Raw genomic sequence first — 13,179 nt, 5'->3', positions numbered from 1 at the left:
CGTGGGGGATGGGAACGGCGCATAGTGTATGACACGCACCCCACAATCGGTCAAATCGGCATACCGCTCAGTGCGGCCGGGCACCGACGGGCGTGCCCGCTGATGGCGCATATCACCTGGGTCGAATATTGCATGAAACGTAGCGATGCTATGTTTCCGCCATCCCCAAGAGAGAGAAGACCATGGAGACGCAAACCATCCGCTTTTTCCACCGCGGCCAGGTCAAGGAAGTATCCGACGCCCCCATTACCCGCACCGTGCTGCAGTACCTGCGTGAAGACGCCCGCTGCACCGGCACCAAGGAAGGCTGTGCCGAAGGCGACTGCGGCGCCTGTACCGTCGTCATCGGCGAGCTGCAGGGCGGCGGCGACGTCGAATTCAAGGCGGTCAACGCCTGCATCCAGTTCCTGCCCACGCTGGACGGCAAGGCCCTGATCACGGTCGAGGACCTGCGCCAGGCCGACGGCACCCTGCATCCGGTGCAGGAGGCCATGGTCGAGTGCCACGGCTCGCAGTGCGGATTCTGCACTCCCGGGTTCGTGATGTCGCTGTGGGCGCTGTACCAGCAGCACACCCCGGGTGGCGAGGCCCCTTCGCGCCAGACCATCTGCGACGTGCTGACCGGCAACCTGTGCCGCTGCACCGGCTACCGCCCGATCATCGACGCCGGCGAGCGCATGATGGCCCTGCCCGCCCCCACCGACAACAGGCTGGACCCGAAGCAGATCGCCGAAACGCTGCGCAACCTCAAGCGCGGCGAGACCTTCCGCTACCGCGCGCAGGGCCAGGACTTCTTTGCCCCGCGCACTGCGGCCGAGTTCGGCGCGATCAAGGCGGCGCAGCCCGATATCCGCATCCTGGCCGGCAGCACCGATGTCGGCCTGTGGGTGACCAAGCAGTTCCGCGAGCTGGGTAACCTGCTCTATGTGGGCCAGGTGGAAGACCTGAACCGGATCGAGGAACGCGACGGCATGGTCGAAATCGGCGCTGCCGTGACGCTGGAAAAAGCCTATGCCGCGCTGAACGCGGCGCACCCGGAACTGGAAGAGCTGTGGAAGCGCTTCGCTTCGCTGCCGATCCGCAATGCCGGCACGCTGGGCGGCAATATCGCCAACGGCTCGCCGATCGGCGACTCGATGCCGGCGCTGATCGCGCTCGGCACGGAAGTGGTGCTGCAGCTTGGCGAAACCCGCCGCACGCTGCCGCTGGAAGACCTGTACCTGGCCTACCAGAAGACCGCGATGCAGCAGGGCGAATTCGTCGCCGCGCTGCGCGTGCCGGTGGCGGGGCTGCAGCACTTCCGCACCTACAAGCTGTCCAAACGTTTTGACGAGGATATCTCCGCCGTGTGTGCCGCATTCGGCATTACCGTGCAGGACGGCATCGTCAGCGAGGCGCGCATCGCCTTCGGCGGCATGGCCGCCACGCCCAAGCGCGCGGCTGCCACGGAAGCGGCACTGATCGGCCAGCCGTGGAACGAAGCCACCGCCCGCGCCGGCATGGCCGCGCTGGCGCAGGACTACACCCCGCTGAGCGATATGCGCGCGACCGCGTCGTATCGCAGCCGTGGCGCCGCCAACCTGCTGTACCGCTTCTGGCTGGAAACCACCAGCGAAGCGCTGCCCGCGGCAGCCGTCAACGTCCGTGCGCCCGGCGCCGGCACCATCGCAATCGTCACGGCCTGAGAGAAAAAGGAAAATCGGCATGAACAAGCAAACCGAACCCTTCCTGCTCGACGCCACCATTGCCGCCGAGGCAGTGCCGCAGGTCGGCATCTCGCGTCCGCATGAATCCGCCCACCTGCACGTGGCCGGTACCGCCACCTACACGGACGACATCCCCGAGCTGGCCGGCACGCTGCACGCCGCGCTTGGCATGAGCAGCCGCGCCCACGCACGCATCAAGTCGATCTCGCTCGACAAGGTCCGCGCCGCGCCCGGCGTGGTGTCGGTGCTGACGGTTGACGACATCCCCGGCACCAACGACTGCGGCCCGATCATCCACGACGACCCGATCCTGGCGCGCGACGTGGTGCAGTTCATCGGCCAGCCGGTCTTTATCGTGGTGGCGACCTCGCACGACGCCGCCCGCCGCGCCGCACGCCTGGGCGTGATCGAGTATGAAGACCTGCCGCCGGTGCTGTCGCCGGAGGCCGCGCACGAAGCCGGCAGCTACGTGCTGCCGCCGATGCACCTGAAGCGCGGCGAGGCCGCCAGCCATATCGCCGGCGCTGCCCACAAGGACGGCGGCAATATCCGCCTGGGCGGACAGGAACAGTTCTACCTCGAAGGCCAGATCTCCTACGCCGCCCCGCGTGAAAACGATGGCATGCACGTGTGGTGCTCAACCCAGCACCCGACCGAGATGCAGCACGCCGTTTGCCATATGCTGGGCTGGCAGGCGCACCAGGTGCTGGTCGAGTGTCGCCGCATGGGCGGCGGCTTCGGCGGCAAGGAGTCGCAGTCGGCGCTGTTCGCCTGCTGCGCAGCGCTCGCCGCGTGGAAGCTGATGTGCCCGGTCAAGCTGCGTCCGGACCGCGACGACGACATGATGATCACCGGCAAGCGCCATGATTTCGTGTTCGACTTCGAGGTCGGCCACGATGACGACGGCCGCATCGAGGGCGTCAAGGTCGAAATGGTGTCGCGCGCCGGCTTTTCCGCCGACCTGTCGGGCCCGGTGATGACCCGCGCCATCTGCCACTTCGACAACGCCTACTGGCTGCCGAACGTGCAGATCGACGGCTACTGCGGCAAGACCAATACGCAGAGCAACACCGCCTTCCGCGGCTTCGGCGGCCCGCAGGGCGCGTTCGCGATCGAGTACATCCTGGACAACGTGGCCCGCAACGTCGGCAAGGATTCGCTGGACGTGCGCCGCGCCAACTTCTACGGCAAGACCGAGAACAACGTCACGCCCTACGGCCAGACCGTGGAAGACAACGTCATCCATGAGCTGATCGACGAACTGGTCGCGACCAGCGCATACCGCGCCCGCCGCGAGGCCACCCGCGCGTTCAACGCGCAGAGCCCGATCCTGAAGAAGGGTATCGCCATCACTCCGGTGAAGTTCGGCATCTCGTTCAACGTGGCCCACTTCAACCAGGCCGGCGCGCTGGTGCACGTCTACAACGACGGTTCGGTGCTGGTGAACCACGGCGGCACCGAGATGGGCCAGGGCCTCAACACCAAGGTGGCGATGGTGGTGGCGCATGAGCTGGGCATCCGCATGGAACGCGTGCGCGTGACCGCGACCGATACCAGCAAGGTGGCCAACACTTCGGCGACCGCAGCATCGACCGGTGCCGACCTGAACGGCAAGGCCGCGCAGGATGCCGCCCGCCAGATCCGCGAGCGCCTGGCCGCGTTTGCCGCGCGCAAGGCAGGCGTCGAGCCTTCCGAAGTGCGCTTCAACGATGACCTCGTCAGCGCCGGTGAACTGCGCGTGTCCTTCGGCGACCTGGCGCGCGAGGCCTACGTGGCGCGCGTGCAGCTGTGGTCCGACGGCTTCTACACCACGCCCAAGCTGCACTGGGACCAGAGCAAGCTGCATGGCCGCCCGTTCTACTACTACGCCTACGGCGCCGCCTGCTCCGAGGTGCTGGTCGACACGCTCACCGGCGAATGGAAGCTGCTGCGCGCCGATGCGCTGCACGACGCCGGCCGCTCGCTGAACCCGGCGCTGGATATCGGCCAGGTCGAGGGCGCGTTCATCCAGGGCATGGGCTGGCTGACCACCGAGGAACTGTGGTGGAACAAGGACGGCAAGCTGATGACGCACGCCCCGTCCACGTACAAGATCCCGACCGTCAATGACTGCCCGGAGGAATTCAACGTACGCCTGTTCCAGAACCAGAACGTCGAGGACAGCATCCACCGCTCCAAGGCTGTGGGCGAGCCGCCGCTGCTGCTGCCGTTCTCGGTGTTCTTCGCGATCCGCGACGCGATCGCGGCGGTGGGCGACTACCGCATCAACCCGCCGCTGAAGGCGCCCGCCACCAGCGAGGCGATCCTCGACGCCGTGGAAGCGGTGCGCGACGCGGCAGCCCAGGCTGCCTGAGCGCAGCAACGAAGCGATCGCAAGGAAGCGCGCGCCCGCGGGCGCCCCGGACTTTCCCCCCGTGCCTGCCTTGACAGGCACGGGGCCGGCGGAAGAAGCAGGCGCGCGCCAACCCTGCCCCCAAGCAAGACCCAGTATTCGAACAAGGCCCCCGACATGCAGGACGCACCGCTCAAACCCTTCCGCTTCGCCGACGCCGCCCGCATGGTGCGCACTGGCGTGCCGGTGGCGATGGTGACCATCGTCGAGGTCAAGGGCTCGGCCCCGCGCGAGCCCGGCATCCGCATGCTGGTCAGCCCCAACGATCTGGTCGGCACCATTGGCGGCGGCCACCTGGAGTGGCGCGGCATGGATATCGCGCGGGAGATGCTGGTGCGGCATGAGCAGCGCCGCATCGAGCGCATCCCGCTGGGCCCGGCGCTGGGCCAGTGCTGCGGCGGCGTGGTGCAGCTGGCATTCGAGGTGCTCGGCGAAGCCGACCTGGCGTGGCTCGACGCGGTCGAACGCAACTTCGCCGCGCAGCGCTCGCTGCAGCGGCACGTGCCCGCCACTGGCGCAGTGACCTTTGCCGACAGCCGCGCCGTCCTGCCCACCGTCGACCTGCAGCAGGATGGCAGCTGGACCGACACGCTGGTGCCCGATGCCATGCACGTGGTGCTGTTCGGCGCCGGCCACGTCGGCCATGCGCTGGTCAAGGTCCTGGCGACGCTGCCGTGCCGCGTCCACTGGGTCGACGAGCGCGACACGCTGTTCCCCGGCGGCCTGCCCGACAACGTCGAGGCCGAGGCCAGCGACACGCCCGAGGCCGTGGTCGCGCAGGCCCCGGCGGGCAGCTATTTCCTGGTGATGACGCACAGCCATGCGCTTGACCAGACCCTGTGCGAAGAAATCCTGAAGCGCACCGATTTTGCCTACTTCGGCCTGATCGGCTCCAAGACCAAGCGCGCACGCTTTGAACACCGCATGGCCGAGCACGGCATCGACCCGGCCAGGTTTGCGGAAATGACATGCCCCATGGGGGTTCCCGGGATTACCGACAAGGCTCCGGCTATGATTGCGGTAGCCATCGTCGCCCAGCTGCTCCAGGTTCGCGAGCAGCGCTTAGCCGCGCTGCGTGCGGGCCTGGCGGAGGCGGTGCATCCCTGAGAACCCGTGCCGCCGGCCCTGGCCGGCGGGCATAGAGAACACGAGGCCCCCATGACCATCGATGCCGCACTGGCGGACAAAATCCGCCGTACCCCAAAGGCCGAACTGCATGTGCATATCGAAGGCACGCTTGAGCCGGAACTGATCTTCCGGCTCGCCCAGCGCAACCAGGTGGCGCTGCCCTACCCCAGCGTGGAGGCGCTGCGCGCCGCCTATGCCTTTACCGACCTGCAGTCGTTCCTGGACATCTACTACGCCGGCGCCAGCGTGCTGCTGACCGAGGAAGATTTCTTCGACATGACCATGGACTACGTCAAGCGCGCCGTCGCCGACAATGTCCGCCACGCCGAGATCTTCTTCGATCCGCAGACCCATACCGCGCGCGGCGTGCCGATCGGCGTGGTGATCGACGGCATTGCCGACGCGCTGGCCCAGGCACGCACGGAGTATGACTTCTCCAGCAGCCTGATCCTGTGCTTCCTGCGCCACCTGTCGGAAGAAGACGCCTTTGCCACGCTGGAAGCCGCGCTGTCCTACCGCGATCGCTTCGTCGGCGTGGGGCTGGATTCCTCCGAGAAAGGCAACCCCCCGGAGAAGTTCGCACGCGTGTTCGCGCGGGCGAAGGAGCTGGGCCTGCACCTGGTCGCACACGCTGGCGAGGAAGGTCCGGCGCAATATGTCACCGACGCACTCGACATCCTCAACGTCGAGCGCATCGACCACGGCGTGCGTGCCATCGACGATGCCGCGCTGATCCAGCGCCTGGCGCGCGAGCGCGTGGCGCTGACGGTATGCCCGCTGTCCAACGTCAAGCTCAAGGTCTACCCCGACCTGCGCGACCACCCGCTCAAGCGCATGCTGGATGCGGGCGTGGCGATCACGCTGCATTCGGACGATCCGGCCTACTTTGGCGGCTACATGAACGCCAACTGGGAAGCCACCTTCGACGCGCTGCCGCTGGACGAGTCCGACGCACACAAGCTGGCGCGCAACAGCTTTGAAGCGGCCTTCCTGTCCGACCAGCAGAAGGCCGAGTTCCTGGCCGAAGTCGACCACTTCTGGTCGGCCAGGCCCAAATCCCCGCCCGCGACGGCCCCCACGGCCTGAACGGCGCATGCAATAGCCCGACCCGCCGCGTATTCACGCGCGGGCCGGCGACAAGAGACAAACGATGACGACCACCCCCACGACTGAATCCACCACCCGTGCCATCCGCGGCCGCGTGCTGCATTTCCTGCGCGACCCGCAGTTCCATGAGGATGCGTACCAGTATTGGGACGATGGGGTGCTGATCGTCACCGACGGCCGCATCGCCGCGGCCGGCGAGTATGCGAAGCTCGTTGAACGCATCCCGGCCGGCGCCGAGATCGTCGACCACCGCGGCAAGCTGATCGTGCCTGGCTTTATCGACACCCACGTGCACTACCCGCAGACCGACATGATCGCGTCGCCGTCGCCGGGCCTGCTGCACTGGCTCGACACCTACACCTTCCCGGAAGAGCGCCGCTTCGCCGATCCCGAATACGCGCGCGGCGTGGCCGGCTTCTTTACCGAAGAACTGCTGCGCAACGGCACCACAAGCGCGGTGGTCTGGAGCACGGTGCACAAGGCTTCGGCCGACGCGCTCTTTGCCGAAAGCGAGGCGCGCAACCTGCGCATGGTCACCGGCAAGGTGATGATGGACCGCAACTGCCCCGAATTCCTGCGCGATACCGCCGAAACCGGCGCGAAGGACTCGGCCGACCTGCTGTCGCGCTGGCATAACAAGGGCCGCCTGTCGTACGCCATCACGCCGCGTTTCGCGCCGACCTCGACTGAAGCGCAGCTGGCCGCCTGCGGCGAACTGGCGCGCGCCTATCCCGACGCCTTTATCCAGACCCACGTGGCCGAGAACCGCGACGAAGTGAAATGGGTCGCCGAGCTGTTCCCGGATTCCCGCAGCTACCTGGACGTCTACGACCGCTACGGCCTGCTGCGCCCCGGCGCGATGTACGGCCACGCCATCTACCTGGACCAGGACGACCGCCGCCGGCTGGCCGACAGCGGCGCCGCGGTGGCGCACTGCCCCACCTCCAACCTGTTCCTGGGCAGCGGCTTCTATGACTTCCACCAGTCCGACGCCAACCGCCTGAACGTGACGCTGGCGACCGACGTCGGCGGCGGCACCTCGTTCTCGATGTTCCGCACCATGAACGCCGCGCACAAGGTCGCACGCATGGGCGGCTACTACCTGACCGCGCTGCGCATGTTCTACCTGGCCACGCGCGCCGCCGCCGAGGCGCTGGGCTGGACCGCCCGCGTCGGCAGCTTCAGCGAAGGCTGCGAGGCTGACTTCGTCGTGCTCGATCCCAAGGCCACGCCGCTGATCGCCCGCCGCAGCAACCGCTCCGAGACGCTGGAAGAAGAGCTGTTCGCCTTTGCCATGCTGGGCGACGACCGCGTGATCGACAGCGTCTACATCATGGGTGAGCCGGCGCGCGCCGCTGCCTGATCCGTCACATATTGCCATTACATCCCACATCATGGCGCCCGCCCCTGCGCGGCGGGCGCGCTTCTACCGCTTAGCGCATCCCTCCGGATTGACGCCCGTCAAGAACCCCACCGGCAAAGCCTTCTAACCTTACGGTTTCGCCATGGCCGGCATGCGTCGCCGCACGGCTGACACCATCCGACCGCAAAACCAGAAGGTTCCGCATGACCGCAATCCCATCAGCGCCCTCAGCGCCCGCAGCGCATCCCGAGCATGCCCCGCATGCCCGGCAGTCCGCCAAGCCGGGCCGGCTGCCGTTGCCAGAGCCGATCGCCCCGGATGCGCATTTTCCGTCGCGCAAGATCATCCGCGGCTGGCTGATCCCGTTGGGCGCGCGCAGCACGCCGCGCGCGCTGGCGCTGTTCGCCTTCGACTACCTGCTGTTCGCCGCCGTGCTGGCCGGCGTGGTGCTGGCCCCGCACTGGGCCGCCAAGCTGGCGTTGGGCGTGCTGGCCGGGCTGGTGATCGCGCGCCTGTTCATCATCGGCCACGATGCCTGCCACCAGAGCCTGACGCCGCGCCGCGGCCTGAACAAATGGCTGGGCCGGCTGACCTTCCTGCCGTCACTGACGCCCTACAGCCTGTGGGAAGTCGGCCATAACGTGGTCCACCACGGCTACACCAACCTGAAGGGCTTCGACTTCGTCTGGGCGCCCTATTCGCTGGAAGAATTCAACGCGCTGCCGCGCTGGCGCCGTGCGATGGAGCGCATCTACCGCACTGGCTTCGGCCCGGGCCTGTACTACCTGGTCGAGATCTGGTGGAGCAAGCTGTTTTTCCCCAGCAAGCGGCAAATGGCAACGCGCCGCCCGGTCTTCGTTCGCGATTGCCTGCTGGTGGCGGCCTTCGGCGTGGCCTGGATCGGCGGGCTGGTGGCAGTGGCCCTTGCTACGGGCCAGTCGGCCTGGATGCTGGTCGGCGCCGGCTTCGTGCTGCCCTTCCTGGTGTGGAATGTGACCGTGGGCTTTGTGCTGTACGTGCACCATACCCATGCCAGCGTGGCGTGGTACGACACCAAGACCATGTGGGCCAAGGCGCAGCCGTTCGTCTCGACCACCGTGCACCTGCGCTTCCGCCATGGCATTGGCTCCGCGCTGCACCACATCATGGAGCACACCGCGCACCACGTTGACATGAGCGTGCCGCTGTACCGCCTCAAGCGCGCCCAGGCGCTGCTGGAGCATGCACTGCCGGGCCGCATCATCGTCGAGAACTTCTCCTGGCGCTGGTATTTCGACACCGTGCGCCGCTGCAAGCTGTACGACTTCAAGGCACTGTGCTGGACCGACTTCCGCGGCCGCCAGACCAGCGACAACGCGCCGGTACCGGCCTGAGCGCCACACCCGCGTGGCGGCGGTGGACGACCCACCGCCGCCACGGTTATAATTAGCGCTTCCATTGGGGAGTAGCCGCCCTGCTCTCACCGCGCCGCGCAATGCGGACTCCGGGGGACAGGGGCGTACGTCAACAGACTTGACCGCTTGCGGTTATGGCGTGCGCAGCTCCGGACCCGCCTGGCCAGACTGGCCCAGGCAGCGTCCATGCCTGGCGAGACCGATGACCATACCTTTCTGGCCGGGCCGGGAAAGGTGTGCGTCATTGGCATCTCGCGATGCATTGCGGCCCGGTTATCCCACAAAAAAACATGGAAGCCTTCCTCGTCTCCACAGGCATCGTCGCGCTCGCTGAAATGGGCGACAAGACGCAACTGCTGTCGCTGGTGCTGGCCGCGCGCTATCGCAAGCCCCTTCCCATCATCCTTGGCATCCTGATCGCCACGCTCGTCAACCACGGCTTTGCCGGCGCGCTCGGCGGCTGGATCACGCATGTGGTCGGCGAAAGCCTGCTGCGCTGGATCCTGGGCCTGGGCTTTATCGCAATGGGTGCATGGATGCTGATTCCCGACAAGCTCGACGAGGCCGAACAGGCCAAGCCGGTCAAGGGAGCGCTAGGCATCCTGGCCACCACCATCGTTGCCTTCTTCTTCGCCGAGATGGGCGACAAGACGCAGATCGCCACGGTGGCGCTGGCAGCGCGCTTCAGCGATGCGGTGGTCGCGGTGGTGGCCGGCACGACCTTCGGCATGATGATCGCCAATGCGCCGGCCGTGCTGCTGGGCGACAAGTTTGCCAACAAGATGCCGATCGCGCTGGTGCACAAGATCGCCGCGGCGATCTTCGTGGTGCTTGGCGTGCTGGCACTGCTGAATATCGGCGGCTGATCCCCCGCGCCGCCGCGCCGCCCCAGGCGCGCCTTGACGATCACCCTCGCGCATTCGAAACTGGACGTTGGGCTACACGCAGGACGGCCGCCAAGGTAACGCGGCGGCCGCCGCTACGCGCCGTGCAACACCCTGCCGAGGGAGGTGCCTATGCAAGCGCGCAAGAGTTTCCCGCTTCACGTCCACCTGTGGCTGCTGTTCGGGTCGCTGGTCCTGGCAGTTGGTGCGCTGACTTGCGGCATCAACTTCTTCATGACCAAGACGGCACTGGAGTCCGCTGCCTCCGACGCCATCCACCGCATCAGCCGGGAAACGCTCGACGAAGTGAACGAGCTGATCGTGCCGGCGCAGATGGCCATCAAGCTGGTCAGCCACAGTTCGCTGGCCGAGGCCTCCACGGTCGACGCGCGGCTGGCGCGGCTGGCCTTGCTGCGTGACGCGCTGGACACCTCGCCGGTGCTGCAGTCGCTTTTTCTCGGCTATGCCGACGGCAGCTTTTTCTATATCCGGGCACTGCGCGGCGACGCCGACCGGGCGCTGTTCAAGGCACCCGGGCAGGCCGCCTATGTCTTGCGCAGTGTCGAGCGGGGCGGCAACGCACAAAGCCGTGGCCGGCTCGACTTCCTCGATGCTGGTCTCGGCATCCTGCGCAGCGTCGACGATCACGATTTCGCCAGCAAATTCGACCCGCGCCGGCGGCCCTGGTACCAGGACGCCATGTCCAGCGGCGGCCTGGTCAGGACCGAACCCTACCTGTTCTTTTCCGACAACGATTCCGGGGCCACGGTGGCCATTCCCACCCCCCGCCGCGATGCCGTGGTGGGCGGCGACTTCCGCCTGGACTCGCTGGGCAGCATGCTGGCGCGCAAGACGACCATGCCGCGCTCGTTGCTGGCCTTGCTCGATAGCAGCGGACGCATCGTCGCGATCGATCGCAAATTTCCGGATTCCGCCTCCGCCCCCGACACCATCCGCACGGAATTGCTCGTCATGCCAGGCGATTTCGGCATTCCCATCCTGACCCGGCTCGCGGCACGCATCGGCGCGCGCGGCGCCCCTTCCGGCCGGCAGGAACTGATGCACGCCGGCGACGAGGCCTGGTACACCACCATCGACCTGTTGACGCCCACGGGCGGCAAGCCGCTGTACCTGCTCGCGGCCATTCCGCAGGAGGAACTGCTCAAGACAGCAAGGCAGCGCGCCTGGCTGGGCATGGGCGCCACGGTCGCGGTCGTGCTGCTGTCGCTGCCGCTGATCTGGCTGGTGGCCCGCTATCTTTCCCGGCCGCTGCATGACCTGGCCGGCAGCGTCGAAGCCCTGCGCCGGTTCGACTTCCGCCAGCCGATCGCGGTGCGGTCGCGCATCAGCGAGGTGAATGCCCTTGCCGGCGCCACGGAAGACATGCGGCAGACCGTCCAGCGCTTTGTGGTCATTGTCCAGGCCGTCTCCGCCGAAAGCCGCCTGGAGCAACTGCTGCCGGTGCTGCTGAGGAAAATGCTCGACGCCGCGGGGGGCAGCGCGGGTGCGTTGTACCTGGCGGACGGCGAGGCGCTGAGCGTGGCCGCGGCATTCGATCGCGACGGCGCCAGCGTATCGCAGGCGATGCCACCAAGCCCGATCCGGCAATCGCTGCCGCTGGTGCGTGCGGCTGCCGCCGTGCTCGCGCCGCAGACGGGCCCGCTGACGCCCGACGACATTCGCGCGGCGAAGCTGGAACTGCTGGCATCGGACGCACCATGCTACGCCGCCGCGATTCCGCTCGCGACGCGGCAGCAGGAATTGCAGGGCCTGCTCCTGGTCTTGCGCGACACGCCGATCGATCCGGCCCGGCTCGCCTTCGTCGGCACCCTGGCCAGCCTGTGCGCCGGCGCGCTGGAAGTGCGCGCGCTGACGCAAGCCCAGCGCAATCTCTTCGATGCCTTTATCCGGATGATGGCGGGCGCCATCGATGCCAAGAGCCCGCACACCGGCGGCCACTGCGAACGCGTGCCGGAACTCGCCAGGCTGCTGGCCCGCGCCGCCTGCGATGCCACCGACGGCCCCTACCGCACGTTCCAGATGACCGACGCGCAGTGGGAAGCCCTGCACGTTGCCGCGTGGCTGCACGACTGCGGCAAGGTCACGACCCCCGAATACATCATCGACAAGGCCACCAAGCTGGAAACGCTGTGCGACCGCATCCATGAGGTACGGATGCGCTTCGAGGTGCTCAAGCGCGATGCCGAGATCGCCTGCCTGCGCGCCATCGCCGCCGGCGAGGATGCAAGCGCGGCGCGGCAGCGATGCGATGCCGAACTCATGGCGCTGGACGACGACTTTGCCTTTGTCGCCGCCTGCAACCAGGGCGGCGAGTTCATGGATGCACCGCAGCAGGAACGGCTGATGCGCATTGCGGAGCGCACCTGGTTGCGCACGCTGGATGACCGCCTCGGCATCTCGCAGGAGGAACTGGCGCGCAAGGCACACCGCCCCGCGGCACCGCTACCGGCCGTGGAACCGCTGCTGGCCGACAAGCCCGAACATGCGATCGCGCGCGGCACGCGCGACATCTTCCCGGCCGACAATCCATGGGGCTTCCGGCTGAATACGCCCACGCACCTCTACGACCGCGGCGAACTGCACAACCTGCTGGTCAGCCGCGGCACGCTGTCGGAGGAGGAGCGCTTCAAGATCGAGGAGCATATCGTGCAGACGCAGGTCATGCTGTCGCGCCTGCCATTCCCCCGCCACCTGCGCCAGGTACCGGAAATCGCCGGCAGCCATCACGAGAAGATGGACGGCACGGGCTACCCGCGCAAGCTGCATGGCAGCGCGATGAGCCCATTGGCCCGGATGATGGCAATTGCCGATATCTTCGAGGCGCTGACCGCCGCCGATCGCCCGTACAAGAAGGCCAAGAGCCTGTCGGAATCGGTGCGCATCATGGCCACGGCGGCGGCGCAGCAACATATCGACCCACAGCTGTTCGAGTTGTTCCTGACCTCGGGCGTCTACCTGCGCTACGCCGAGCGCTTCATGCGGCCTGACCAGATCGATGCCGTCGACATCGCGCAGTACGTGGGCGACGGCGCGCGGCACGGCAAGGCGGTGGCGTGAGGGTGGCGTGAGGGCGGCGTGAGGGTGGCATAAGGGCGGCATAAGGGCGGCGCGCACGCCATAAAAAAAACGGGGCACAAGGCCCCGTTCAAACCCTCGCCGGTCCGGTACTGATGGCTGCCAGCTG

The 13,179-nt window shown here is 67.3% G+C and carries 8 protein-coding genes and 1 riboswitch; all 8 genes read left to right on the top strand.

The genetic code is table 11. The annotated features are described in order from the left end of the window. The first annotated feature begins 182 nt into the window (after positions 1-182). The 8 genes from xdhA to LPA45_RS04565 all read left to right on the top strand — a co-directional run bounded on the left by xdhA (position 183) and on the right by LPA45_RS04565 (position 13,052). Complete coding sequence (gene xdhA, locus LPA45_RS04600) at positions 183-1,685, top strand: xanthine dehydrogenase small subunit (protein WP_116317501.1); 1,503 nt, start codon at positions 183-185, stop codon at positions 1,683-1,685. 19 nt (positions 1,686-1,704) lie between these two features. Continuing rightward, positions 1,705-4,059: a xanthine dehydrogenase molybdopterin binding subunit gene (xdhB, locus tag LPA45_RS04595; RefSeq protein WP_116317500.1), complete on the top strand. Its 2,355-nt coding sequence runs from the start codon at positions 1,705-1,707 to the stop codon at positions 4,057-4,059. A 156-nt stretch (positions 4,060-4,215) separates the two neighbouring features. Next, complete coding sequence (gene xdhC, locus LPA45_RS04590) at positions 4,216-5,205, top strand: xanthine dehydrogenase accessory protein XdhC (protein ID WP_116317499.1); 990 nt, start codon at positions 4,216-4,218, stop codon at positions 5,203-5,205. Between the two features lie 51 nt (positions 5,206-5,256). Continuing rightward, positions 5,257-6,312 carry an adenosine deaminase gene (locus tag LPA45_RS04585; RefSeq protein WP_116317498.1) on the top strand — a complete coding sequence of 352 codons (1,056 nt, stop codon included), beginning with the start codon at positions 5,257-5,259 and terminating at the stop codon, positions 6,310-6,312. Positions 6,313-6,376: 64 nt separating this feature from the next. Next, entirely contained in the window at positions 6,377-7,696 is a 1,320-nt protein-coding gene (guaD, locus tag LPA45_RS04580; RefSeq protein WP_116317497.1) for a guanine deaminase, read from the top strand. Positions 7,697-7,899: 203 nt separating this feature from the next. Then, positions 7,900-9,069 (top strand): fatty acid desaturase, encoded by a 1,170-nt coding sequence (locus LPA45_RS04575; protein ID WP_367394954.1) that lies wholly within the window; start codon positions 7,900-7,902, stop codon positions 9,067-9,069. 50 nt (positions 9,070-9,119) lie between these two features. After that, positions 9,120-9,316: riboswitch (yybP-ykoY riboswitch) on the top strand. 64 nt (positions 9,317-9,380) lie between these two features. Then, positions 9,381-9,956 carry a TMEM165/GDT1 family protein gene (locus LPA45_RS04570; RefSeq protein ID WP_116317495.1) on the top strand — a complete coding sequence of 192 codons (576 nt, stop codon included), beginning with the start codon at positions 9,381-9,383 and terminating at the stop codon, positions 9,954-9,956. 150 nt (positions 9,957-10,106) lie between these two features. Further along, a complete protein-coding gene (locus LPA45_RS04565; protein ID WP_233527957.1) occupies positions 10,107-13,052 on the top strand; it encodes an HD domain-containing phosphohydrolase in 2,946 nt (981 codons plus the stop codon). The last annotated feature ends 127 nt before the right edge of the window (positions 13,053-13,179 follow it).

It is taken from the genome of Cupriavidus sp. Agwp_2 (assembly GCF_040784895.1).
Taxonomy (GTDB): Bacteria; Pseudomonadota; Gammaproteobacteria; order Burkholderiales; family Burkholderiaceae; genus Cupriavidus.
This window is presented reverse-complemented; position numbering and strand designations above follow the sequence as displayed.

Bases quoted from the DNA above. Each gene is read 5' to 3' on its own strand.
- xdhA (WP_116317501.1), top strand. From the start codon at position 183: ATGGAGACGCAAACCATCCGCTTTTTCCACCGCGGCCAGGTCAAGGAA.
- xdhB (WP_116317500.1), top strand. From the start codon at position 1,705: ATGAACAAGCAAACCGAACCCTTCCTGCTCGACGCCACCATTGCCGCC.
- xdhC (WP_116317499.1), top strand. From the start codon at position 4,216: ATGCAGGACGCACCGCTCAAACCCTTCCGCTTCGCCGACGCCGCCCGC.
- LPA45_RS04585 (WP_116317498.1), top strand. From the start codon at position 5,257: ATGACCATCGATGCCGCACTGGCGGACAAAATCCGCCGTACCCCAAAG.
- guaD (WP_116317497.1), top strand. From the start codon at position 6,377: ATGACGACCACCCCCACGACTGAATCCACCACCCGTGCCATCCGCGGC.
- LPA45_RS04575 (WP_367394954.1), top strand. From the start codon at position 7,900: ATGACCGCAATCCCATCAGCGCCCTCAGCGCCCGCAGCGCATCCCGAG.
- LPA45_RS04570 (WP_116317495.1), top strand. From the start codon at position 9,381: ATGGAAGCCTTCCTCGTCTCCACAGGCATCGTCGCGCTCGCTGAAATG.
- LPA45_RS04565 (WP_233527957.1), top strand. From the start codon at position 10,107: ATGCAAGCGCGCAAGAGTTTCCCGCTTCACGTCCACCTGTGGCTGCTG.